This window comes from Aestuariirhabdus sp. LZHN29, assembly GCF_049985285.1.
In the GTDB taxonomy this organism is placed as follows: Bacteria; Pseudomonadota; Gammaproteobacteria; order Pseudomonadales; family Aestuariirhabdaceae; genus Aestuariirhabdus.
Map to the genome: position 1 here is coordinate 1,312,987 of NZ_JBNIEU010000001.1, position 22,972 is coordinate 1,335,958.

A 22,972-nucleotide genomic window follows, 5' to 3' on the forward strand; every position below is an offset into this window, starting at 1 on the left:
ACTGGCTGCCCCGTTATTCTTTGCTATTACAGCCCTCCTTATGAAAAAAATTCAGTTGTTACCCCCTCGCTTGGCCAACCAGATTGCTGCCGGCGAGGTCGTAGAGCGCCCCTCCTCGGTGGTCAAGGAGTTGCTGGAAAACTGTCTCGACGCAGGGGCCGGGCGTATCGATGTCGAGGTTGAGCAGGGGGGGGTTAAGCTAATCAGGATTCGTGATGATGGTTGGGGGATTCCGCAGCAGGAGCTCCCCATGGCCTTGAATCGTCATGCAACCAGCAAAATCAGTGAGTTGGAAGATCTGGAGGCGGTAGGTAGCCTCGGGTTTCGCGGCGAGGCGCTGGCCAGTATCAGTTCGGTCAGTAAGTTATCCCTTACCTCTTGTTGTGAAGGGCAGGAGGCTGGCTGGCGGGTCAAGACCGAAGGTCGGGATATGGATGCGGTGGTCGCACCCGCGGCACATCCTCGCGGCACCACCGTAGAGGTCAGGGATCTATTTTTCAATACACCGGCGCGGCGGAAGTTTTTGCGCACCGAAAAAACAGAGTTTAGCCATCTCGAAGAGGTGATCAAACGCTTGGCGCTGAGTCGTTTCGATGTCGGCTTTCACCTGCGTCATAACCAGCGCACCATTCATCAACTCAAGCCCGCCGATAGCCAGCTAGAGCGAGAACGGCGCATCGCCATGCTCTGTGGGCCGGCGTTTATTGATAACGCGGTTTGTGTTGATGTGGAAGCATCGGGGTTACGTTTGTGGGGGTGGGTTGGGCTGCCTACTTTCTCCCGCAGCCATGCGGACATGCAATATTTCTATGTGAATGGGCGTGTGATACGCGACAAGCTGGTGGCCCATGCCGTGCGTCAGGCGTACCGGGACGTACTGTACAATGGGCGCCACCCTACCTTTGTGCTTTTTCTTGAACTCGATCCCACGGGGGTCGATGTTAATGTGCACCCCACCAAGCACGAAGTGCGGTTCCGTGATGGGCGCAATGTACACAATTTCTTGTTCAGTACCCTGCATCGAGTGCTGGCCGAAGTGCGTCCCCGGGATCAGGTGGCCGAATCTGTTTCGCTGGAAGCACCTGCGGCTTCGGGTGTGGGTGGCCTCGCGGCGGGAGAGTTCTCCGGTCAGCGGCCAATGGCGTTACACACCGCGGGCGAACAATGGAGCGAGCGACCTCCGGCGGGTCGGGTGAGCGATCAGCTGGCGGCCTACCAGAGCATGCACTCGGCGGTTGATCAGTTGTTGGCGACGGACAAGCCCGCAACCCCTCCTGTGGAAACCAGCAGCGATGATGGAGAGGTGCCGCCGCTAGGGTACGCGTTGGCGCAGTTAAAGGGGGTGTTTATCCTCGCGGAAAATGCGCAGGGGTTGATTCTGGTTGATATGCACGCCGCCCACGAGCGCATCACTTACGAACGCTTGAAAACAACCTGGGCCGATCAAGGGATTACCCGCCAGCCGTTGCTGGTGCCGGTATCGGTAGCGGTTAGCCAGCGGGAGGCTGACTGTGCCGACCAGCAGCAGGAGCTATTGGTGCGGCTAGGGATGGACGTGGAGCGAATGGGGCCGGAGACCCTCACCATCCGGCAGTTACCGGCCCTGCTGCGTAACGCCGATGTTGAACAGTTACTGCGCGACCTGTTGGCCGACCTGATGGAACGGGGCAGCAGTGATCTGCTGGAAGCCAGGCAGCATGAGATTTTGGCGACCATGGCCTGTCACGGGTCGGTGCGTGCTAACCGCCGCCTGACGCTTCCCGAGATGAACGCACTGTTACGCGATATGGAGGTCACCGAGCGTAGCGGGCAGTGTAATCATGGCCGCCCAACCTGGACCCAGCTCGATATGAATGAGTTGGACAAACTGTTTTTAAGGGGACGCTAGCGGGTGTCGGAAGCAAACGATAGCAGACCCTGGGCTATTTTTCTGATGGGTCCGACCGCGGCGGGAAAAACCGATCTGGCGGTGACTCTGGGAGAGCGCTTGCCCTGCGACCTGATCAGCGTCGACTCGGCGATGGTCTATCGACAGATGGATATTGGAACGGCAAAGCCCGATGCTGACCTGTTGGCGCGAGCTCCCCACCAGCTGATCGATATTCGCGATCCAGCCCAACCCTATTCCGCCGCCGATTTTTCTGTAGATGCCCTCGCCGCGATGCATCGCAGTGCTGCCGGGGGGCGAATACCGCTGTTGGTAGGAGGGTCGATGCTCTACTACAAAGCGCTACGAGATGGTCTGGCGGAGATGCCGGGAGCGGACGAGACTATTCGTCGGCGCTTGTTAGAGGAGGCTGCCGAACACGGCTGGCTAGCCTTGCACCAGCGTCTAGCGAAGCTGGATCCCGAATCGGCGGCTCGTATTCATCCCAATGACCCCCAGCGATTGCAGCGCGCACTGGAGTTGTGCGAGCTAACGGGTAAGACCATGACAGTGTTGCGCGAGGAGCAGCGTCACCGGCGCTCGGAGTCTTTTCCGTTCAGGTTTCTTTCTCTGGCAGTGGCGCCAACCGAGCGTTCGGTATTGCACGAACGCATAGCGCTGCGCTTTACGCAGATGATCGAGCAGGGGTTTATTGCCGAGGTAGAGCAGCTTTACCAGCGAGGAGACCTGGGTCTTGAGCTTCCCTCAATTCGGTCTGTAGGCTACCGCCAGGTATGGCAATACCTGAGCGGGGAACTAGGGCGCGAAGCGATGGTCGAAAAGGGTATCATTGCAACCCGGCAGCTGGCCAAGCGCCAATACACCTGGTTGCGGGGGTGGGGTGATCTGAAGTGGCTTGACAGTTTATCGCCACAACTGGTGGAGCAAGCCTTGAAAACCTTGCCGACTGACCTCATATAGGTGTTTCGACCTGTTGGAATAATTTTTATAGCGGCAAATCCGTATTGAAGTCTATAATCCGGTGGCATAGGGTAGCGGGTCTTTGAGGTGCTTCAGTGTTGAGCGCCGCCTGTTATCAAACCGTTTGGTCGCATAAGCGACTGTATCCTGACCTAATCAATACCTACCGACTAAGGAGTAGAACAATGTCAAAAGGGCATACCCTACAAGACCCTTACCTGAACGTACTGCGCAAGGAGCGCATTCCCGTTTCCATCTATCTGGTAAACGGCATCAAGCTGCAAGGTCAGGTCGAGTCTTTCGATCAGTTCGTTATTCTACTCAAGAATACCGTTAGCCAAATGGTGTACAAACACGCCATCTCTACCGTGGTGCCTAGTCGCCCGGTGCGCATGCCGGTACCTGCTTCAGAGCAGGGCGAAGCTGACAGCGTCTAAATTGGAGTTCTTCATTGTTTTTTGAACGCCACGAAGGTGGTGAACACGCGATACTGGTTCACCCCGAATTTTCAGAAGACAGTGAGCGAGAGGACCCGCGCGAGTTTGAGGAGTTAGTCAGCTCGGCTGGCGCCCGTGGGGTCGCGTTTATTTCGGTAGCTCGTCAGCAGCCGAGCGCGCGTTTCTTCATCGGGCGTGGCAAGGTAGACGAAATTCGTGATCTGGTGATCGCTCACGAAGCCGATATTGTGATCTTTAATCATGCCCTGAGCCCCTCCCAGGAACGTAACCTGGAGCAGGCGTTTCAGTGTCGGGTGCTGGATCGTACCGGGCTCATCCTGGATATTTTTGCCCAGCGGGCGCGAACCCACGAGGGCAAGCTGCAGGTAGAGCTTGCCCAGCTTCATTATATGAGTACGCGCCTGATTCGCGGCTGGACTCACCTTGAGCGCCAAAAAGGTGGAATCGGCTTGCGCGGGCCGGGTGAAACCCAGCTGGAAACCGATCGGCGACTGTTGCGGGCGCGTATTAAGGCGATTCTCAAGCGTCTGGAAAGGGTGCGCAAGCAGCGCGACCAGGGGCGCCGTTCACGACGTCGGGCACAGATACCCAATGTCTCGTTGGTGGGCTATACCAACGCCGGCAAGTCCACGCTCTTTAATCGCCTTACCGATGCAGATGTTTATGCTGCCGATCAGCTGTTTGCGACCCTGGATCCGACCCTGCGGCGCATTAGTGTTGACGAGTTGGGTCCGGTGGTATTGGCGGATACAGTGGGATTTATTCGTCATTTGCCCCATCGACTGGTGGAGGCGTTCAGGGCCACGCTGGAGGAATCCGCGCAGGCCGACCTGTTGTTGCATGTGGTCGATGCGGCCGATATAGAAAGGGACGACAACATTCACCAGGTTGAACTGGTGCTGAGTGAGATCGGTGCCGGTGAGATACCAGTACTTCAGGTCTACAACAAGATTGATTTGATGGAGGGCGTCGAGCCCTCTATCCAGCGTAATGAAGCTGGGGAGGCGGTGCGGGTTTGGTGCTCTGCGGTCAGCGGTGAAGGGGTCGACCTGTTGTTGCAGGCGATCAGTGAGCGCCTCGGCGAAGATATGGTGCATATGGAATTGCCGCTGGAGCCCTCTCAGGGTCGGCTACGCGCGCGTTTGTATGCATTGGGTGGGGTGGTAACTGAACGCCACGATGAGCAGGGGCAGATGGTTGTTGAGGTGAGAATGCCTCGCCATGATCTGGCGCGGCTAATGAAAGAAGCCGGACTCGATCCGTTGCCGATACCGGAGGATGATTATCTGGACGGGGTTGCAGCGGCCGAAGAGGCTACCTAGAATCGGCGGTAACCAGTAAATACTCAGCGCCGGGCCGGTAGCGTATGCCGCAGGCTCGTTTTATTTTTTTACGTAATTGTTAATGGAGAGAACTATGGCCTGGAATGAACCGGGTGGTAACGGTAAGGATCAAGACCCATGGGGTGGTGGTAATCGAGGTGGAAACCAGGGACCGCCTGACCTCGATGAGGCATTCCGTAAGCTGCAAGAGAAACTGAACGGTATCTTTGGCGGCAAAGGGGGTGGGTCTTCCTCATCCTCCTCTTCGGGTGGCTCTGGCGGCATTCTTGCCGTAGCACTACTGGTTGCGTTTGCGGCCTATGTTTGGAACGCGGTCTATACCGTCGACCAAAAGGAGCGGGCTGTCATACTCCGCTTCGGGGAATACCTCGAGACGGTAGGCCCGGGCTTGCACTTCTATTTTCCACCGATCGATACCAAGTATCAGGAAAATGTAACTGAGTTTCGGACCTATAATTTCCGTAACCAGATGCTGACCGAGGATGAGAACATCGTCGAGGTCTCCATGTCGGTGCAATACAACGTTGCAAATCTTAAGGACTTTGTCCTCAACGTGGAGAACCCTGAGAGCAGCCTTGAGCAGGCCACCCAAAGCGCCTTGCGCCATGTGGTTGGTGGTTCCGAGATGCACCAGGTATTGACCGAGGGTCGGGAAGCCATGGCCGATGAGGTGCGTGAGCGTCTGCAAAGCTACATCGACAACTACGGCTCGGGTATCAATATCGGCAAGATTAACGTTGAAAGTACATCGGCTCCCCGTGAAGTACAGGCAGCATTTGATGATGTTATCCGCGCAAGGGAAGATAAGGAGCGCTCCCAGAACCGGGCGCAATCCTACGCTAACGCTATTGTCCCGGAAGCTCGTGGTGAGGCCCAGCGTCTGCTGGAGGAAGCCGAAGGTTACCGCCAGGAGGTGATTGCGCGAGCAGAGGGTGAGGCGAGCCGCTTCTCTCAGCTGCTTACCGAGTACCGTAAGGCCCCCGAGGTAACACGCCAGCGTATCTATCTCGATACCATGCAAGAGGTGTTGGGCGACAGCAATAAAGTGCTGGTGGATGTGGAGGGAGGCAACAACATGATGTACCTGCCACTCGACAAAATCATGCAGGAACAAACCGGTCTTACCTCCGGTGGCAAGGTCGAGCTGAGTTCGCAGCAGGTGCGTGAATTGGCCAACAAGGTGGCTGAGGATTTGCGTTCACGCAATAACACCACCACTCGTAGCGGGAGGAGCGCACAATGAGCCCGAAGAGCATGTTAGGAGTTATTCTGCTGGCGGCGGTTGTGCTGGTGGGTGCGGAAAGCCTGTTTATAGTTAGCGAGCGTGAGCGCGCTGTGGTGTTGCGATTTGGTGAGTTGATCAAGCCCAACGTCCAGCCCGGCCTGCACCTGAAAGCGCCCTTTATCGACAAGGTGCGTATCTTTGATGGGCGGCTGTTAACCTTGGACTCCGCGCCAGAGCGTTTTCTGACCCAGGAAAAGAAGGCGTTGATTATCGACTCCTTTGTGAAGTGGCGCATCGATAATGTGGAGACGTTTTATACGGCAACCTCCGGTGATATTCGTCGGGCTAATCAGTTGCTGTCCCAGCGGGTAGAATCGCGCCTGCGTAATATCGTCGGTGCCCGGTCGCTGCAAGAGGTCGTATCCGGTGAGCGTGATGAGCTAATGACGGTCATTACCACTAACCTCAACGGAATTGCTCGCCAGGAATTGGGTGTGCAGGTTGTCGATGTTCGAATCAAAGGGATCGACCTTCCTCCCCAGGTGAGTGATTCGGTGTTTGAGCGAATGGCGACCGAGCGGGACAAAGAGGCTCAGGAGATCCGTTCACAAGGTAACGAGCAGGCCGAAGTGATTCGTGCCGATGCCGACCGCCAGAAGCGAGTGCTACTGGCCGAGGCGTACCGTGACGCAGAAAAACTGCGTGGTGATGGTGATGCACAGTCTGCAGCGCTCTACGCTAAGGCCTATAATGCTGACGCGGAGTTCTTCTCCTTCTATCGCAGCATGCAGGCGTATAAGGGAACCTTCAGCAAGCAGGGCGATATTATGGTGCTGGATCCCAATAGCGATTTCTTCCATTACCTTAAGCAGTCTGGCGCCAAATAGGCCCGGTGAGGCGGGAGCGCAGAGAGCGCTTCTGCCTCCCGCAAAGATTGTGTTATTATTGTTCGAACCGGGTTCTGACCCGGTTTTTTTATGACCCCGATTTGAATGGGTGGGTATGGGGATGGAGTTTTGGCACCAGTTGCTGGTGGCGTTCTGCCTGATGTTGGTACTGGAGGGAATCATCCCCTTTCTGTATCCTCGCCGCTGGCGAGTACTGGTTGCCCAGTTGGCGACCACCGATGATCGAACCTTGAGGATTGTTGGGTTGGTTACCATGTTGTGTGGCACCGGCCTGCTTTACCTGGTGAATTGAATGACAGGCGTTAACAAATGACGATAGCTGACCGTTGGCTTTTGCCGGATGGAATCGACGAGGTGTTGCCCGCTGCCGCGCAGCAGATTGAGCGTGTGCGCCGAGAACTGCTTGACCTCTATGCCAGCTGGGGGTACGAGCTGGTGATTCCACCTCATATTGAATACCTCGAATCACTACAGGCGGGGGCCGGGCATGATCTTGACCTGCAAACCTTTAAAGTGGTTGATCAGCTGACCGGCCGCATGATGGGGTTAAGGGCCGACACCACCCCCTCTGTAGCCCGAATCGACGCCCACACCCTGCGGCGCGAGGGGCCTGTACGCCTGTGTTATTGCGGCAGCGTGTTCCATACCAAAGCGGGCGCTTCATCTGCATCGCGTAGCCCGATCCAGCTGGGGGCAGAACTGTATGGCCACGGGGGCTTCGAAAGCGATGTTGAGGTGATGGCGCTGATGCTGACCACCCTGAAACACGCGGGCCAGTGTCATATTAACGTGGATATAGGTCACGCCGGAATTTTTCGTGGCCTGATGCGCGAGTCCGGACTGGACGGCGATCAGCAGGAGTTGCTGTTCGACGCCCTGCAGCGTAAGGCGAATCCCGAAGTGCAAGCCCTGGTGGCCGCCGGGGTGAGCGATCCTGCTATCGCCGAGATGCTGTGCCTGCTGCCGCATCTTAATGGTGATATCTCAATATTAGAGGATGCGAGCAAAAAGCTGTCCGGCGCGCCGGAGGATGTGCGCGCTGCACTGAGTCGGTTGCAACAGATCGCTACCGGTGTGCAGCAACAGTTCCCGGAGGTCTCGCTTTACTTTGACCTGAGTGAACTGAGCGGATACAACTACAACTACCACACAGGGGTCGTCTTTGCGGCCTATTTGCCTGGTAGTGGGCAGTCGATCGCCAAGGGTGGCCGCTACGATGGTATTGGCGCGGCGTTTGGTCGTGCCCGCCCGGCCACCGGTTTTAGTACTGACCTTAAAGTGCTGCTGGGGTTGATGGTTACTGAACCCGCGCCGGCGAACGCAATACTTGCACCGCAGCAGGCCGATGCCGCGTTGGTACAGTCGCTGCGAGCACAGGGTGAGCGGGTTATTTATGAGTTACCAGGACAGTCGCAGGGAGCGGCTGAGTTGGGTTGCAATCGTCGCTTGGTGGAGACCACCGATGATTGGCAGATCGAGCCTGTCGGGCAGTAGTCTCGCCGTCAGATTAATCTAGCGTAGTTAAAGAGAATAGACATGGGTAAAAATGTTGTAGTGCTGGGCACCCAGTGGGGCGATGAGGGCAAGGGTAAGATTGTGGACCTGCTCACCGATCAAGCCGCGGCGGTTGTTCGTTTTCAGGGCGGCCACAATGCGGGTCACACCCTGGTAATCGATGGCGAAAAAACGGTATTGCACCTGATTCCATCGGGTATCCTGCGTGATGGCGTTACCTGTTATATCGGCAACGGTGTCGTGTTGTCTCCGGAAGCACTGCTCAAGGAGATGGCAGAACTGGAGGCGCAGGGTATTCCTGTTGCCCAGCGACTGCGATTGAGTCCGGCTTGCCCACTGATCCTGCCGTTTCATATCGCGCTTGATCAGGCGCGGGAGAAGGCCCGGGGCAATGCCAAGATCGGAACCACCGGTCGTGGTATTGGGCCTGCGTACGAAGACAAAGTCGCCCGCCGTGGTCTGCGTGTTGCCGATCTGGCGCACCCTGAGCGTTTTGCTACCAAGCTGAAAGAGGTGATCGAATATCACAACTTCATGCTCGTTAATTATTATCAGGAAACGGCGATTGACTACCAGGAAGTATTGGATAGTTTCCTCGATATGGGTCGTGTTCTGGCGCCAATGGTTGTCAATGTAGTCGATGAGCTACACCGTCATCGCCGTAATGGTGACAAGATTATGTTTGAGGGCGCCCAAGGCTCGCTACTCGATATTGATCACGGTACCTACGCCTTCGTCACCTCTTCCAACACCACGGCCGGCGGCACCGCGACCGGAAGCGGCGTGGGTCCATTGTACCTTGATTACATTCTGGGGATCACCAAAGCCTATACCACCCGAGTCGGTTCCGGCCCCTTCCCTACCGAACTGGAGTGTGAGGTTGGGCAGCATCTGGCCAAGAAAGGGCACGAATTTGGTGCCACTACGGGCCGGGCCCGCCGCTGTGGCTGGTTTGATGCGGTCGCGTTACGCCATGCGGTACAGGTCAACAGCATCTCCGGTCTTTGCTTGACCAAACTGGATGTTATGGATGGTCTGGATGCAATCCAGGTTTGCGTGGGTTACCGTAATGCGGAGGGTGAAGAGATCTCAGCAAGCCCAGTCGATGCAGAGGATTACGAAGCGCTGCAGCCTATCTACGAGGAGTTACCCGGCTGGAGTGAGTCGACGGTTGGCGCCCAGTCTATTGACGCGCTGCCTGCGGCGGCGCAAGCTTATATCACGCGGATCGCCGAGCTGGTGGGTGCGCCGATTGATATAGTGTCAACCGGCCCTGACCGTAAAGAGACGATCGTGCTGCGCCATCCCTTCGAGGCCTGATGGGCCTGAGTCACTAAGTGAAGAGGGGCGCAAGGCCCCTCTTTTGTTTTTCCCCCTTGAATTTCCCTAATCCCCCCCCGATTCGGCTACTCTATACTGTTTTTAGCCCTGTCCGCTCCATTGGAGAACCCCATGAGCAAGAACTGGAATCGTAAAGACCCCCACGCAGATCGTGAGGCGCGCAACTACGATAACCCGATCCCCAGCCGAGAGTTGATTATGCAGCATCTCGAGCAGCGCGGAGCGCCCGCCAGCCACCCACTATTGTGTAAAGAGCTGGGGTTGGATAAGGAGGAGGAGCGCGAAGCGCTGCAGTTTCGCCTGCGTGCCATGTGCCGTGACGGCCAGCTGGTAAATACCCGTAAAGGCAGTTACGGACTAATGAGCAAGATGGACCTGATTCCCGGGCGGGTACAGGGACATAAAGATGGGTACGGCTTCCTGGTTCCTGACGCCGGTGGTGAAGACCTGTTTTTGAGTCATGGGCAGATGCGACGCCTGTTTGATGGTGATCGAGCGGTGGTGCGAGTTGCCGGTATCGATCGCCGCGGACGTCGTGAAGGCCAACTGGTTGAAGTGTTGGAACACAACACCCATACCCTGGTAGGACGTTATTTCGAGGAGGAGGGCAGTGGCTTCGTGGTGCCGGATAATCCGCGTTTGGGGCACGAGGTGCAAATCGTCAACTCCTCCCTCAAGGTGCGTCAGGGGCAATTTGTATCGGTGGAACTCACCGCGCAGCCCGGCAAGCATACCCCGCCTAAAGGCATCGTGAAGGAGGTGTTGGGTGATCATATGGCGCCGGGAATGGAGATCGATGTCGCGGTGCGTTCGCACCAGCTTCCCCACGCCTGGCCGGATGAGGTGCTGGCGCAGATAAAAGCCTTCAATGAAAAGGTCGACGAGTCCGACAAGCAGGCTCGGGTCGACCTGCGTCAGCTTCCCCTGGTAACGATCGACGGCGAAGATGCGCGGGATTTCGACGATGCGGTGTATTGCGAGGCCAAGCGTGGAGGCGGGTGGCGGCTCTATGTCGCGATTGCCGATGTTTCTCATTATGTGCAGGTCAATACCGCCCTGGACGAAGAAGCGCTCAATCGCGCGACGTCGGTCTATTTTCCCGGTCAAGTTATCCCGATGCTGCCGGAGGTGCTTTCCAACGGACTCTGCTCGCTGAATCCGCTGGTCGATCGCCTCGCGATGGTGTGTGAAATGACCGTGAGTGCGTCGGGAAAACTGAGCAGCTATCGGTTTTACGAAGCGGTGATCTGCTCTCACGCTCGCCTCACCTACACCCAGGTAGGCTGTGTGCTGGAAACCCCGACTTCTCGTGAGGGGAAACAGCTCGGCAAAGAGCTAAAGCACCTGATGCCCCATCTGCACGATCTGTTTGCCCTGTACAAGGCGTTGCGTGGGAGTCGCGAGCAGCGAGGAGCGATCGACTTTGAAACCGTCGAGACGCGTATTTTATTCGGTGAGGAGCGCAAGATTGAGCGTATCGTGCCGACCGTGCGTAACGTCGCCCACAAGCTGATTGAAGAGTGCATGCTATGCGCTAACGTCGCGACTGCACGCTTCTTGGAAAAGCTCGATCTCCCCGCCCTGTACCGTGTGCATCCGGGCCCTAAAAAAGAGAAGTTGGAAAACCTGCACAAGTTTCTTGGAGAGCTGGGATTAAGTTTACCCGGGAGAGATAAACCCCTGCCGGGTGACTACCAGCAGTTGCTGGAACAGGCGAAGGATCGTCCCGACGCGCATATGATCCAGTCGATGATGTTGCGCTCATTGGGGCAGGCAACCTATACCCCGGACAACGATGGACACTTTGGTTTGGCCTATCCTGCCTACGCCCATTTCACCTCCCCTATTCGTCGTTACCCTGACCTGTTGGTACACCGTGCAATTCGTTACATGATTCGCTCCAGCGCCCAGGGAGCAACCGCCAGCGGAGAGCGGCGGGCCAACGTGTTTGCGCGCATTAAAGATGCCATCCAGCCGCGGGGAGAGCGCGCGGTTGTGGGGCGGGTCAAGGGTGCCCAGCTTATGGGTAAACAGGATATCTACCCCTATGATCTGCCTCGGATGCTGGCGTTGGGCGAGCACTGTTCGATGGCGGAGCGTCGTGCCGATGAAGCGGTGCGCGATGTTGAGGCCTGGCTCAAATGTGAATATATGCAGAGTCATATCGGGGAGACCTACCCGGGCGTCATAACCGCGGTCACAGGCTTTGGACTCTTTGTAGAGCTGCAGGATATTTTTGTCGAAGGGTTGATTCATGTGACCGGCCTGAGCAACGATTATTATCATTTTGATCCGGCTCACCAGCGTCTGCAGGGAGAGCGTAGCGGGGTTACCTATCGTCTCGGGGACGAGCTGATGGTAACGGTGGTGCGTGTTAACCTGGATGAGAAAAAGATCGACTTCGAGCTGGCCGGTGCCAAGCCTCCCAAGCGCGCCAAGGCCTCCTCGAAGGGAGGGCGGGGTGATCGAGGTGCCAAAGCTGGTGCCCGTGGCGGCGCAAAGAGGGGCGGAACTGGACGTAAATCCGGTGCAGCGAGTAAAAAAGCCGCCGAGTCAGGGAAAAGCGATAAAAAAGCGCCTGTAAAAAGCAGGAAGCGTCGCTCTGCCCGCGGCAAGCCGGCGCGTTAACTGGTCGGTTACTGAATCTATCGCGGTACCCGGGCACCTTTTCCGGGGGCTGCTTTCACAGGAGAACGAGTCGTAGTGAGTAGCGAAATCAGTTTCGGAGTCCATGCGGTTGCCTCCATGCTCGACAATCATCCCGAGCAGGTGCAGGAGCTGATCCTGCAGCGCGGCAAGAGCGGTGAGCGTATCAACGAGCTGTTGCACAGCGCAGAAATCAACGGCATTCGTGTCAGCTATAAAGACAAGCGCTGGATGGATGAGCGTCTCAATGGTGTCCACCAGGGGGTTGCTGCTAAAGTGGCGATGCTGCAAGCGGGCAACGAAACCCGGCTGGAACAGGTCTTGGATGCCCTGGAGGTACCGCCACTGCTGTTGATCCTCGACGGCGTCACCGACCCCCATAATCTTGGCGCGTGCCTGCGCAGCGCAGATGCGGCGGGAGTGCACGCGGTCATAGCACCCAAGGATCGCTCGGCGCCACTGAATGCGACCGTGCGCAAGGTGTCCTGTGGCGCGGCCGAGGTGATTCCCTATATTGAAGTGACCAATCTTGCTCGTACCATGAGGGCATTGCAGCAGCGCGGTGTCTGGATTACCGGCACCGCAGGCGAGGCGACGGAGTCCCTGTTTGATCTGGATATGACCGGCGCCCTGGCGTTGGTCATGGGCGCCGAGGGTAAGGGTATGCGTCGGTTGACCCGAGAGCACTGTGACCGCCTGGCCTATCTGCCGATGTCGGGTGAGGTGAGTAGTTTGAATGTATCGGTTGCCACCGGGGTTTGCCTGTTTGAAGCGGTACGCCAGCGCTGGCCAGCGCTGGCTAATGGAGGTGAGTGATGCGTGCGGTAATAGTTGATGAGGGGACCCTGGCGAGCGGTGATCTTGATCTGTCGGCTTTGCTGTCGATCGATGCCGATTGGCAGCGCCACGATTACACCCGTCCAGAACAGCTCGCAGAACGTATTGCGGGTGCCGAGGTTGTGCTCACCAATAAGGTGGTAATCGGCAGAGAGCTGATAAAGAGCAATCCCCAGCTGCAGTATATCGGGGTGTTGGCAACGGGCACGAATAATATCGATCTTCAGGCCGCTGAAGAGTGCGGGGTCGCGGTCACCAATGTGACGGGATATGGTGCCCCCAGTGTGGTGCAACACTGTTGGTCGTTGATCTTGTCGCTGGCTACCCGCCAAGGTTCCTATCACCGCGATATCAGGGCGGGGCGCTGGGCGGCCAGCGAAGCGTTCTGCCTGCTGGATTACCCCATCATGGAACTGGCGGGTAAGACCCTGCTGTTGATCGGGTACGGGGAGTTGGGGCAGGGTGTGGCGCGCATAGCCAAGGCTTTTGGTATGTCGGTGGTGGTGGCCAATACTCCCGGTTCCCCTAATCAGCGAGCGGACCGGCCCGAGCTGGAGCCAGCGTTGGCCGAGGCGGATATCGTCAGTTTGCACTGCCCCTTGACCGAGCACACGCGGCACCTGCTCGATGAGCGCCGGCTGGGGTTGCTGAAACCCTCGGCGCTGCTGATTAACACCGCTCGTGGTGGGCTGGTGGATGAGGCGGCGCTGGCCGCGGCGCTGCGGGCGGGTCAGCTGGGCGGTGCCGGTTTTGATGTCCTCAGTACGGAACCTCCCAAGGGTGGGAATCCGTTGCTGGCTGAGGATATCCCCAATTTGATCCTGACTCCTCATAGTGCCTGGGGCAGTCGTGAGGCTCGCCAGCGGCTGGTGATGATCGCAGCCGATAATCTCAACGCCTTCCTTGCCGGCGACTCCCGCAATCGCCTGATCTGACCTGCTTTGCGAAATCCCCTTCGAGCCCCGTAAGTTGGGCGCTTGAGGGGGATTTCAGGGTTGCATGTTGGTTGTCAAGTCACTAGAATGCGCGGTTCCTTGAAAGGAATCCAGAGAGACTGCAGTTTGAGGCGCCGCGTTGCGGGACCTCTTCTCTGGACGCTCTCTGTTTTTCTCCTTGCCTTACCGACGGGATGGTCCCGCATCGGGAGGCTGTAACCCGTAAGGAGCAATTATGCGTCATTATGAAATTGTATTTCTGGTGCACCCGGACCAAAGCGAGCAGGTTAGCGCTATGGTCGAGCGTTACACCAAGCTGATCGAAGAGGACAGCGGCAAAATCCACCGTCTGGAGGATTGGGGTCGTCGTCAACTTGCTTACCCTATCAACAAAATCCACAAAGCCCATTATGTACTCATGAACGTTGAGTGCAGCAATGAAGCCCTGGACGAGTTGAACAGCACCTTCCGCTTTAACGATGCCGTTATTCGTAGCATGGTTATCCGTCGCAATGCTGCCGTCACCGAGCCATCCGATATTGTTAAGGCTGAAGAGAGCCGTAACGAGCGTCGTGACAACCGTGATGATCGTCGCGACAGCCGTGAAAAGCCTGCAGAACCAAAGGCTGAAGCGCCTGCGGAAACTCCTGCGGCTGCAGAGACTACAAGCGAAGCCTGATCGGTTCTACCGATTATCCAACGAATATTGAGTTAAAGATAAGGAGACGCTGCTATGGCACGTTTTTTCCGTCGTAGAAAGTTCTGTCGTTTTACCGCTGAAGGTACCGTCGAGATCGATTACAAGGATCTCGCTACCCTGAAGGCTTATGTGTCTGAAACCGGCAAGATCGTACCCAGCCGTATTACTGGCACCAAGGCCAAGTACCAGCGTCAGCTGGCTACTGCGATCAAGCGCGCGCGCTACGTTGCGCTGCTGCCTTACACCGACGCCCACGAATAAGCGGGACGTCCGGGGATTAATTGATAGATGCGTAGTCTCGCTGAACTGATCATGAAAGGGCGCCTTCCGGCTTGTGCGATTGCACTGGTCGCGGCAGCAGTGCCGATGTTTTTCTGGTTGAGTTCGGCCGTAGTGGCTTTGGTGCTGCTGCGTCGAGGCTGGAATAGCGGGCTGGAGGTGTTGATTGCGGCACTGATTCCGGCGGGCTACTGGGCGTTGCAGGGGAATCCTGCAGCATTGCTCGCGATCAGCGCGGGAGCGGTATTGGCAGCGTTGCTGCGAGTTACCGTATCCTGGCGTCAAACCCTGCTGCTGGCCCTGATTGTGGGTGCGGTGCAGGCGCTGATGGTGCAGTCACTGATGCCCGAAACCATCGCCGAGTTGAGCAAGCTGGCCCACGAAATTGTGGCGCAACAGTTGTCAGCTGCGGGTGACAGCGCTGCGCTGGGTGATCTGCTTGATCGCTTGCAACAGCTGTTACCCTTCGTGATGGTGGGGGTGATCGCCTGGGCTTATCTGCTGTTTGCGGTGGCGTCGGTGGCGCTGGCGCGGTACTGGCAGTCGCTGCTCTACAATCCCGGTGGCTTTCAGCAGGAGTTTTACCAGTTACGCATACCCGCCTTGTGGGGGGTAGTGTTACTGGGGATGATCCTGATGGGGGCACAGTTATCGCCGTTAATGGCAACCATGATACCGATCGCTTCGGTACCGTTGTTTGTTGCTGGACTGGCGTTAATGCACGGGCAGATTGCGATGCGAAAGATGTCTCGGGTGTGGGTCTACGGACTCTACCTGATGTTATTTATAGCGACGCAGATCATCTATCCCCTGGTTGTACTGATGGCGTTTTTGGACAGTTTGTTTGACTTTCGGGGTCGTGCGGCCAAACCGCAAACCTGAGTCAGGCAACGACTTGACATAGATTAGAGGTAAACGAGATGGAAATTATTCTGCTCGAGAGAATTTCAAACCTGGGTGACCTGGGTGACAAGGTAAACGTAAAGTCTGGCTACGGCCGTAACTTTCTGATCCCTTTTGGCAAGGCGGTTCCTGCGACTGCTGCTAACGTGGCTGAGTTTGAAGCCCGTCGTGCCGAGCTGGAGAAGATTGCTGCCGAGAAGCGTGCCGCAGCTGATGCGCGCGCTGAAAAGCTGAATGGATTGGAGTTGGCCATCAGTGCCAAGGCCGGAGACGAGGGCAAGCTGTTTGGCTCCATCGGTACTCGCGACCTGGCTGATGCAATCATCGCTGCGGGTGTGGAAGTGGATAAGACTGAAATTCGCCTGCCAGAAGGCGTTATTCGCCAGCTGGGCGAGTTCGATGTCGACGTTCAGCTGCACAGCGACGTGACCGCTACCGTTAAGGTAATTGTCACTGCCGTCTAAGGTTAGCGCTGCTAATCTGGAAGCACCTCCGCGCCTTTGGGCGGGAGGTGCTTTTTTGTATGCGCTTGCTATGCAAGAATAGCATCTCCCCATACAGGTACAGTGATTGTGAACGAGAGTGTGCCCCAACAGTTCCCCGGCTTTGACGAGCAGGTTGTTTCCCTTAAAACTCCGCCCCACTCGGTAGAGGCGGAGCAGTCGGTTTTGGGTGGGCTGTTGCTGGATAACAGTGCGTGGGAGGCGGTATCCGACCGGTTGGTGGAGAGGGACTTTTATAACCCTTCCCATCGCATCCTCTTTCGCATGATCGCGGAGTTGGTAGGTCAGAGTGCACCCTTTGACCCCCTGACCCTGTCGGAACGCCTGGACAGCCATGGCGAGCTGGACCGCATTGGTGGATTGGCCTACCTCACCGAGTTGGTACAAAACACCCCCAGTATCTCCAATATCCGCGCCTACGCCGAAATCATCTATGAGCGCTCGGTGATGCGCAAACTGATCAAGGCGAGCACCCAGATCGCGGATCGGGCGTATAATCCGGAGGGGCGCGACAGCGCCGCGTTACTCGATGAGGCCGAGCGTGAAGTGTTCCAGATCGCCGAATCCCGACCCAAGAGTGGGGGGCCGGTGGAGGTGAAGGAGCTGCTGGGCAAGGCCATAGACCGCATTGATCATCTTTTTAATACCGGCGGCGGACTTACAGGTCTCACCACCGGCTTCACCGACCTCGATGAGATGACATCGGGACTGCAGCCCTCCGATCTGGTGATTGTGGCGGGCCGTCCCTCGATGGGTAAGACCACCTTTGCCATGAACCTGGTGGAGAATGCGCTGCTTAACAGCGACAAGACCATGCTGGTGTTCAGTCTGGAGATGCCCGCCGACCAGTTGGTCGCGCGTATGCTCTCCTCCCTGGGGCGCATTGATGCGACCCGTATGCGTGCCGGAGCCCTGGAAGATGAGGATTGGCCGAAGTTGACCTCGGCCGTGTCCTCGTTGAATGATAAAAAACTGCTGATCGACGACACCGCGGGCATTAGCCCTTCGGAGATGCGATCCCGCGCCCGGCGAGTGGTACGCGAGCATGGCGAGTTGGGTCTGATTATGATCGACTACCTGCAGTTGATGCAGATTCCCGGGGGCGGAGAAAACCGCACCAACGAGATCTCCGAGATATCGCGCTCGCTGAAAGCCCTGGCCAAGGAGTTCGAGGTGCCGGTGGTGGCGCTGTCGCAGCTCAACCGCTCCCTCGAAAACAGACCCAACAAGCGTCCGGTCAACTCGGACCTGCGTGAATCGGGCGCCATCGAGCAGGATGCCGATGTGATCATGTTCGTTTACCGCGATGAGGTGTATAACCCGGATACCGAGTATAAGGGGGTCGCTGAAATCATTATCGGAAAGCAGCGTAACGGCCCTATTGGTACCGCACGCATGGCCTTTATCGGCAAGTTCACCCGCTTCGAAAATCTTGCGCCCGGCGCTTACTCAGGGTACGACTTCGAGTAATCAGTGGCTCCAGTCATCCGGCTTGGCGAATATCCACAGTTGGGGGCGGCGGTCATGGGGGGCAGCGAGCAAGGCTTTGTTGTTATTGTCGGTGATCAGGTAGATGCGCGTTTCATCGGCGGCAATTCCTTCTGCAACCCCGAATTCACTGCGATAACTCCGGGCGGGGGATAGCTCGGTATCGGCGTAGCTCCAGCAGCGCTGCTGCTGAAAACCGCTATCGCGTCGGCAGATACGAAACAGGTTGCGCTCGAGGGTATAGAGCCAGGGAGATTCGTACCAGAGGCCGGAGAAATCGGGGTTACGATCGGCGATCGGAGGCAACGGCGGCAGCGGTGTTTGCTGTCGCTGCAGTGTCCATCTATCTCCATCGGGCACCAAAAGCAGTAGGCCTCGGGCATCGCGTTCCGCTGCGAGCAGCACTCCCTCCTCATGCAGCGCTATCCCCTCCAGACCGGCGTTGGTATGACGCAGCATCCCGCCGACGCTCAGTTGAGGGAACTTTAGCCAGCGGGTCTCGTTGCGCGAGCTGAGCAGCACATCGCTAAGTTGTTCGCTGAGCAGGTAAAGCGTCTCCCCCTGGCAGGCGAGCCCCTCCCAATCCAGGCGCCGACCACTGAATAATGAGATCGCCCAGCCCCACACTCCCTGATCGCTGGAGGGCGGTGCCTGTATGGATCGCCAATCCATCGCATGGGCCAGGCCGCGCTCGGTTTCAAGCTGCAAGCGGTAGAGCTGATTGTTATGACGGTCAGAAATCGTCAACAGCTCACCGTCGCAGAACGCAAGCCCGGAGAGTTGCAAGTTGGCCTCGCGGGATTCGATTGTAAGGCTGTGCAGCAACTGGAGTGGCCTAGCCTCGGACGCGGTGGCCAACAGGCTGAGCAGTAGTGCTGCCCACCGCACGTCAGCGTAGCCAGTGGTCGAACAGTTTATCCAGTTGCGGTGGCTTGAGCGGCAGGGGCAGCAGCCCGTTGATCTGCACCAGGCGCAACTGCTGGTCGAAATCAGGATCACTCTGTTCGCTCATGGCGATCAGGGGCACTGCGCCAAGCCCCTGGGCCTCCTGCCAGCGACGGATACGCTGGGCCACCTCAAAGCCATCGTGCACGCGGCTGGAGCAATCAATCAGCACCAGCCGGTAATCGCCACTGCGAAGCGTATCGAGCGCCTGGTTGGCCGTGACGGCAATGCTGGTTGAAATCTGGCGGGTCTGGGCCAGTTGCTGGATCTCTTGCCCGCGATTGGCATCCTGGGTCACGATGAGCAGAGACTCTGATCCTCCGTCGCTTGTCACTTTTGCCGGCAAGTGATTTTTTAGCTCTTCTGCCAGCGTGGTGCGCAGCATATAGTTGGCCACCGGTTTGGTGAGTATGCGTTGAATGCCGGCATTGCGCGACGCCACACGATTGGGTGTATTACTGATGCCCGTGAGCATAATAATAACCAGCTCCCCCAGGGAGGAGTCTTCGTTAATCTTGGCGGCCAACTCCATCCCGGTCATGCCCGGCATGTTGTGGTCAAGGATGACCAGGTCAAAGGGGGTGTTGAGGTGGTTCTTTGTGCGCAGCAGCGCCAACGCCTCCTTGCCATCCGGGCAAGGGCTGACCTCCATCCCCAGTGCCAGGCACTGTTGTGTAAGCACTTTTAGACAGGTGTCGTTGTCGTCGACGACCAGTGCGCGGATGCCGGAAAAATTAAATACTTCCGTTTCCGCTGCCCCGTCCTGATTAGGTATAAATGGCAGTGTGAACCAATAGCGACTGCCCGCACCCGGGTTGGATTCGATTCCCAGCGTGCCCCCCATCTGGTTCACGACATGACGCGATACCAGCAGCCCTAGCGAATATTCGGTTGAGTTTCCATCCAGAAAGTTGTGGGTGTCGATACGGGTATTAAGCAAAAACGAGCGCTCGGCAGCGCTAATGCCATTGCTGCTGTCCTTAACGGTAAACAGAATTCTGGGGCCGCTGGATGATGGATCAAGGGTCACTGAAAGCAATATTTCACCCTGATCCGTGGTGCGAAAGGACTGCGCCAGCATCGCTAGCAGCACATGTTTCAGGCGCACGGGATCACCACTGAGGGTGTCGGGTATGCCCAACTGTACATAACTGATCAACTCGATATCGCGCTGCTCGGCGGTGACCTTATAAAGATCAAGACAGGACTCAACTAATCCATGTAGCTCAAACCGAACGTCGCTCAGGATCATTTTCCCGGTTTCTAGTTTGCTGATGTCCTGCACTTCATTGAGCAAATTTAACAGATCATTTCCCGAGTTATGAATAGTGCTGACATAATCTTTTTGCTTGGGAGTAAGGCTGCTTTCCAGCAGTAGTTCACTCATCCCGAGAATGCCGTTCATAGGGCTGCGCAGGTTGTGGCTGATTTTTGACAGCAACTCACTCTTGGCGATGGCTGCTGAAGAGCGTATCCGTTCCTGCTGGGCGGTTGCCGTTTCCTGTCGACGCTTGAGTCGGTGAAGGTTGGTGAATGCCCAGGACTCGCCTACCACCGTTAGGCTGGCTATGCTGATAATTGCCCAGTGCAGCGTCTGAGGATGGATGGTAAGCATGCCAAGGGTGGCCAAAAAGCTTACCAGCGCCGCGATGGCAAAAGGAGTTTGCGCGATGAACAAGCCTGAAGCGCAGGGATAATCTTGCCGGATATAGTAAACCGTACTGATAAATATCGCGATGGCAGACAGCGTGGCCATCAGTATGGGGACGCTTACCGGAAGCCGGTCACCCAGCACCGCGGCCAATGGCAGGGTCACGAGGGGCATAATGACCAGGCACCTGAGACCCTGGTCGATCAGGGTTTGAGTGTTGCCGGTATCAAAAAAGCGTCGTATCAGCTGTGAGCCGATTGCGGTGCCCATCAGCAGACTGAAGATGTAGGTCTGCTGTTGTAATCCGGGCCACTGTGGAACCAGCTCCGCAATGAGACCTTGCCAGCTAGCCTGAAATAGCAGCCCGCAGAGCATAAACGCAGCCAGATAGAGAAAGCTACGATCACGAAAACCCAGCCAGGTAAGCAGGTTGTAGAACAGAACCGCAAGGAATAGCCCGAACAGTATTCCGCTGGTCCAGTGTGTGGCGTGCTCGTGGCCGATCAGCTGGTCCGCAGAAGCAAGGCCCAGGCTAATATTAAGCGGTCTTGCGGATGTCAGCCGCAGATAAAATTCCTGGGGTTCGCCACTGACCTGTAACGGGAAAATAAAGTCCCGCGTATCGACGGCGCGAGTCGAATAGGGTTGGTCGGCACCGGTGCGAGTTTGTACCCAGCCATTTACGCTGGACTGATACAACTGGATGTCACTAATGTTCGGCGGAGTGACCATCAGGAAGGGGTCCTGACTGCCTGCGCTCGAGGTGAGTCGAATGCGAATCCAAACCGCAGCATCGGTTGAGCCCAATTGCAGGAACTCCTGCCGGGATGGGGCAAAGCGGTTTACATAGTATTGTGACAGTACTTCGTCGATGGAGAGATTTCCACTCTCGTCGAGATAGATATCTACGCTACCGGTGAGATTGAAATGGTAGCTGCCGGCGGGCAATTGTATGTCGGCGGTAGCGGGCAGGGCCAGGAGCGTAACAAACAGCAGGAAACCGCCGACTATCAGTCTATGAAGGGTGCTCACCTGTGGTTTTGACCGAGCCACGGCCTACCTCCCTGTTATTGAACCCTGATTATATCCAAATCCGGGGGGCTGTCTAAGGGTGCGGGCGACCACCGGTCGGCCAGCACCCACAACCTGGTCTACTCTTGCTCGCGAGCAATGGCACGCCACGCGATGTCATTGCGTCGGTAGCATCCCTCCCAGCTCACATTGTCTGCCAGCTGGTATGCGGCCTGTTGTGCCGAGCTAACGCTCTCGCCGAGGGCGGTGGCGCACAGCACGCGCCCGCCGTTGGTGACAACTTCACCCGCCTGACTGAGTGACGTGCCAGCGTGAAATACCTTACCGTTGTCACTCACCGCCGTGTCGAGGCCTGCGATAATGGCACCTTTAGCATAATCGGCCGGATAGCCCCCTGCTGCCAGCACGACGCCGACGCTGGCGCGCGGATCCCAGACAGCGTTGACCTGGTCGAGACGCTTTTCCAGTGCGGCTTCGCAAAGCTCTACCAGGCTGGAGTTAAGCCGTAACATGATCGGCTGAGTCTCGGGGTCGCCAAAGCGGCAGTTATACTCGATCACCTTGGGGATACCCTGGGCGTCGATCATCAGGCCGGCGTATAGGAACCCGGTGTATTCGTTGCCCTCTGCTGCCATGCCACGCACAGTAGGAAGGATCACCTCATCCATGACCCGCTGGTGTATCTCGGGGGTCACCACCGGAGCGGGTGAATACGCGCCCATGCCGCCGGTGTTGGGGCCCGTATCGCCCTCTCCGATGCGTTTATGATCTTGGCTGGTAGCCATGGGTAACACGTTGGTGCCGTCGACCATTACGATAAAACTGGCCTCCTCACCATCGAGAAACTCTTCGATGACCACGCGATAGCCCGCGTCGCCAAAGGCGTTGCCCGACAGCATGTCGCGCACGGCGTCTTCAGCTTGCGACAGGGTTTCTGCCACGATCACGCCCTTGCCCGCAGCCAGACCGTCGGCCTTGACGACGATGGGGGCGCCCATCTTGCGCAGATACTCGAGGGCGGGCTCAACGTCGGTAAAGTTCTGGTAGGCGGCGGTGGGAATTTGATGGCGAGCCAGAAAATCCTTGGTGAACGCCTTGGATCCCTCCAGCTGTGCGGCCCCCTGACTGGGGCCGAAGCACGCCAGGTTACGGCCCTCAAAATAATCGACAATACCGTCAACCAACGGGACTTCGGGGCCGACGATGGTCAGGCTGACACCATTTTGCTCGGCAAAATCAGCCAACTCCTGCTGCGCATCAACCCCAATATCGACATTGCTGAGCCCGGGCTCGTTCGCTGTACCCGCATTACCGGGGGCAACGTATACCTGTTCCACTCGAGGATCTTGCGCCGATTTCCACGCCAACGCGTGCTCGCGACCGCCGCTACCAATTACCAGTATCTTCATTGCAGG

20 protein-coding genes are annotated in these 22,972 nt (G+C 57.1%); 17 read left to right on the plus strand and 3 right to left on the minus strand.

What is annotated here, in order from left to right; all coding sequences use genetic code 11:
- Positions 1–40 precede the first annotated feature (40 nt).
- The 17 genes from mutL (at position 41) to dnaB (ending at position 17,911) form a co-directional block, all read left to right on the plus strand.
- Positions 41–1,888, plus strand: a complete 1,848-nt coding sequence (gene mutL / locus ACP3PW_RS06255) for a DNA mismatch repair endonuclease MutL (protein WP_426415817.1) — start codon at positions 41–43, stop codon at positions 1,886–1,888.
- 45 nt (positions 1,889–1,933) lie between these two features.
- A complete protein-coding gene (gene miaA / locus ACP3PW_RS06260) occupies positions 1,934–2,848 on the plus strand; it encodes a tRNA (adenosine(37)-N6)-dimethylallyltransferase MiaA (protein ID WP_426415904.1) in 915 nt (304 codons plus the stop codon).
- A gap of 185 nt (positions 2,849–3,033) precedes the next feature.
- Positions 3,034–3,285 carry an RNA chaperone Hfq gene (gene hfq / locus ACP3PW_RS06265; protein ID WP_426415818.1) on the plus strand — a complete coding sequence of 84 codons (252 nt, stop codon included), beginning with the start codon at positions 3,034–3,036 and terminating at the stop codon, positions 3,283–3,285.
- Between the two features lie 14 nt (positions 3,286–3,299).
- Positions 3,300–4,628, plus strand: coding sequence for a ribosome rescue GTPase HflX (gene hflX / locus ACP3PW_RS06270; RefSeq protein ID WP_426415819.1), 1,329 nt, complete (start codon positions 3,300–3,302; stop codon positions 4,626–4,628).
- 94 nt (positions 4,629–4,722) lie between these two features.
- On the plus strand, positions 4,723–5,892 hold the full coding sequence (hflK, locus tag ACP3PW_RS06275) for an FtsH protease activity modulator HflK (RefSeq protein ID WP_426415820.1): 1,170 nt from the start codon (positions 4,723–4,725) through the stop codon (positions 5,890–5,892).
- Positions 5,889–6,761 carry a protease modulator HflC gene (gene hflC / locus ACP3PW_RS06280; protein ID WP_426415821.1) on the plus strand — a complete coding sequence of 291 codons (873 nt, stop codon included), beginning with the start codon at positions 5,889–5,891 and terminating at the stop codon, positions 6,759–6,761. The genes hflK and hflC overlap by 4 nt, the downstream gene beginning before the upstream one ends.
- A 115-nt stretch (positions 6,762–6,876) precedes the next feature.
- The gene (locus tag ACP3PW_RS06285) at positions 6,877–7,074 is read left to right on the plus strand and encodes a DUF2065 domain-containing protein (RefSeq protein ID WP_426415822.1); all 198 of its coding nucleotides are present in this window, start codon (positions 6,877–6,879) and stop codon (positions 7,072–7,074) included.
- Between the two features lie 17 nt (positions 7,075–7,091).
- A complete protein-coding gene (locus tag ACP3PW_RS06290) occupies positions 7,092–8,276 on the plus strand; it encodes an ATP phosphoribosyltransferase regulatory subunit (protein ID WP_426415823.1) in 1,185 nt (394 codons plus the stop codon).
- Between the two features lie 42 nt (positions 8,277–8,318).
- Positions 8,319–9,617: an adenylosuccinate synthase gene (locus ACP3PW_RS06295; protein ID WP_426415824.1), complete on the plus strand. Its 1,299-nt coding sequence runs from the start codon at positions 8,319–8,321 to the stop codon at positions 9,615–9,617.
- Positions 9,618–9,749: 132 nt separating this feature from the next.
- Positions 9,750–12,266 carry a ribonuclease R gene (gene rnr / locus ACP3PW_RS06300; RefSeq protein WP_426415825.1) on the plus strand — a complete coding sequence of 839 codons (2,517 nt, stop codon included), beginning with the start codon at positions 9,750–9,752 and terminating at the stop codon, positions 12,264–12,266.
- Positions 12,267–12,341: 75 nt separating this feature from the next.
- Entirely contained in the window at positions 12,342–13,100 is a 759-nt protein-coding gene (rlmB, locus tag ACP3PW_RS06305) for a 23S rRNA (guanosine(2251)-2'-O)-methyltransferase RlmB (protein ID WP_426415826.1), read from the plus strand.
- A complete protein-coding gene (locus tag ACP3PW_RS06310) occupies positions 13,100–14,056 on the plus strand; it encodes a 2-hydroxyacid dehydrogenase (protein WP_426415827.1) in 957 nt (318 codons plus the stop codon). The genes rlmB and ACP3PW_RS06310 overlap by 1 nt, the downstream gene beginning before the upstream one ends.
- Positions 14,057–14,291: 235 nt before the next feature.
- The gene (gene rpsF / locus ACP3PW_RS06315) at positions 14,292–14,735 is read left to right on the plus strand and encodes a 30S ribosomal protein S6 (RefSeq protein WP_426415828.1); all 444 of its coding nucleotides are present in this window, start codon (positions 14,292–14,294) and stop codon (positions 14,733–14,735) included.
- Positions 14,736–14,789: 54 nt separating this feature from the next.
- Positions 14,790–15,017, plus strand: coding sequence for a 30S ribosomal protein S18 (gene rpsR / locus ACP3PW_RS06320; protein ID WP_125016015.1), 228 nt, complete (start codon positions 14,790–14,792; stop codon positions 15,015–15,017).
- A gap of 27 nt (positions 15,018–15,044) precedes the next feature.
- Positions 15,045–15,917: a hypothetical protein gene (locus tag ACP3PW_RS06325; RefSeq protein ID WP_426415829.1), complete on the plus strand. Its 873-nt coding sequence runs from the start codon at positions 15,045–15,047 to the stop codon at positions 15,915–15,917.
- 38 nt (positions 15,918–15,955) lie between these two features.
- A complete protein-coding gene (gene rplI / locus ACP3PW_RS06330) occupies positions 15,956–16,402 on the plus strand; it encodes a 50S ribosomal protein L9 (RefSeq protein ID WP_426415830.1) in 447 nt (148 codons plus the stop codon).
- 108 nt (positions 16,403–16,510) lie between these two features.
- Positions 16,511–17,911, plus strand: a complete 1,401-nt coding sequence (dnaB, locus tag ACP3PW_RS06335) for a replicative DNA helicase (RefSeq protein ID WP_426415831.1) — start codon at positions 16,511–16,513, stop codon at positions 17,909–17,911.
- On the opposite strand, the gene ACP3PW_RS06340 is transcribed toward dnaB, so the two are convergent.
- The 3 genes from ACP3PW_RS06340 to purD form a co-directional block, all read right to left on the minus strand.
- Positions 17,912–18,817: a hypothetical protein gene (locus ACP3PW_RS06340; RefSeq protein ID WP_426415832.1), complete on the minus strand. Its 906-nt coding sequence runs from the start codon at positions 18,815–18,817 to the stop codon at positions 17,912–17,914.
- Position 18,818: 1 nt separating this feature from the next.
- Positions 18,819–21,578, minus strand: a complete 2,760-nt coding sequence (locus tag ACP3PW_RS06345; RefSeq protein ID WP_426415833.1) for a response regulator — start codon at positions 21,576–21,578, stop codon at positions 18,819–18,821.
- A 98-nt stretch (positions 21,579–21,676) separates the two neighbouring features.
- Positions 21,677–22,966 (minus strand): phosphoribosylamine--glycine ligase, encoded by a 1,290-nt coding sequence (gene purD, locus ACP3PW_RS06350; protein ID WP_426415834.1) that lies wholly within the window; start codon positions 22,964–22,966, stop codon positions 21,677–21,679.
- Positions 22,967–22,972: the final 6 nt, after the last annotated feature.

What these genes read in the sequence shown, in the direction of transcription:
- hflC (WP_426415821.1), top strand. Translation starts at nt 5,889, where the DNA reads ATGAGCCCGAAGAGCATGTTAGGAGTTATTCTGCTGGCGGCGGTTGTG.
- ACP3PW_RS06295 (WP_426415824.1), top strand. Translation starts at nt 8,319, where the DNA reads ATGGGTAAAAATGTTGTAGTGCTGGGCACCCAGTGGGGCGATGAGGGC.
- ACP3PW_RS06285 (WP_426415822.1), top strand. Translation starts at nt 6,877, where the DNA reads ATGGGGATGGAGTTTTGGCACCAGTTGCTGGTGGCGTTCTGCCTGATG.
- ACP3PW_RS06325 (WP_426415829.1), top strand. Translation starts at nt 15,045, where the DNA reads ATGCGTAGTCTCGCTGAACTGATCATGAAAGGGCGCCTTCCGGCTTGT.
- mutL (WP_426415817.1), top strand. Translation starts at nt 41, where the DNA reads ATGAAAAAAATTCAGTTGTTACCCCCTCGCTTGGCCAACCAGATTGCT.
- ACP3PW_RS06310 (WP_426415827.1), top strand. Translation starts at nt 13,100, where the DNA reads ATGCGTGCGGTAATAGTTGATGAGGGGACCCTGGCGAGCGGTGATCTT.
- rplI (WP_426415830.1), top strand. Translation starts at nt 15,956, where the DNA reads ATGGAAATTATTCTGCTCGAGAGAATTTCAAACCTGGGTGACCTGGGT.
- hflK (WP_426415820.1), top strand. Translation starts at nt 4,723, where the DNA reads ATGGCCTGGAATGAACCGGGTGGTAACGGTAAGGATCAAGACCCATGG.
- miaA (WP_426415904.1), top strand. Translation starts at nt 1,934, where the DNA reads ATGGGTCCGACCGCGGCGGGAAAAACCGATCTGGCGGTGACTCTGGGA.
- rpsF (WP_426415828.1), top strand. Translation starts at nt 14,292, where the DNA reads ATGCGTCATTATGAAATTGTATTTCTGGTGCACCCGGACCAAAGCGAG.
- rpsR (WP_125016015.1), top strand. Translation starts at nt 14,790, where the DNA reads ATGGCACGTTTTTTCCGTCGTAGAAAGTTCTGTCGTTTTACCGCTGAA.
- hfq (WP_426415818.1), top strand. Translation starts at nt 3,034, where the DNA reads ATGTCAAAAGGGCATACCCTACAAGACCCTTACCTGAACGTACTGCGC.
- ACP3PW_RS06290 (WP_426415823.1), top strand. Translation starts at nt 7,092, where the DNA reads ATGACGATAGCTGACCGTTGGCTTTTGCCGGATGGAATCGACGAGGTG.
- purD (WP_426415834.1), bottom strand. Translation starts at nt 22,966, where the DNA reads ATGAAGATACTGGTAATTGGTAGCGGCGGTCGCGAGCACGCGTTGGCG.
- rnr (WP_426415825.1), top strand. Translation starts at nt 9,750, where the DNA reads ATGAGCAAGAACTGGAATCGTAAAGACCCCCACGCAGATCGTGAGGCG.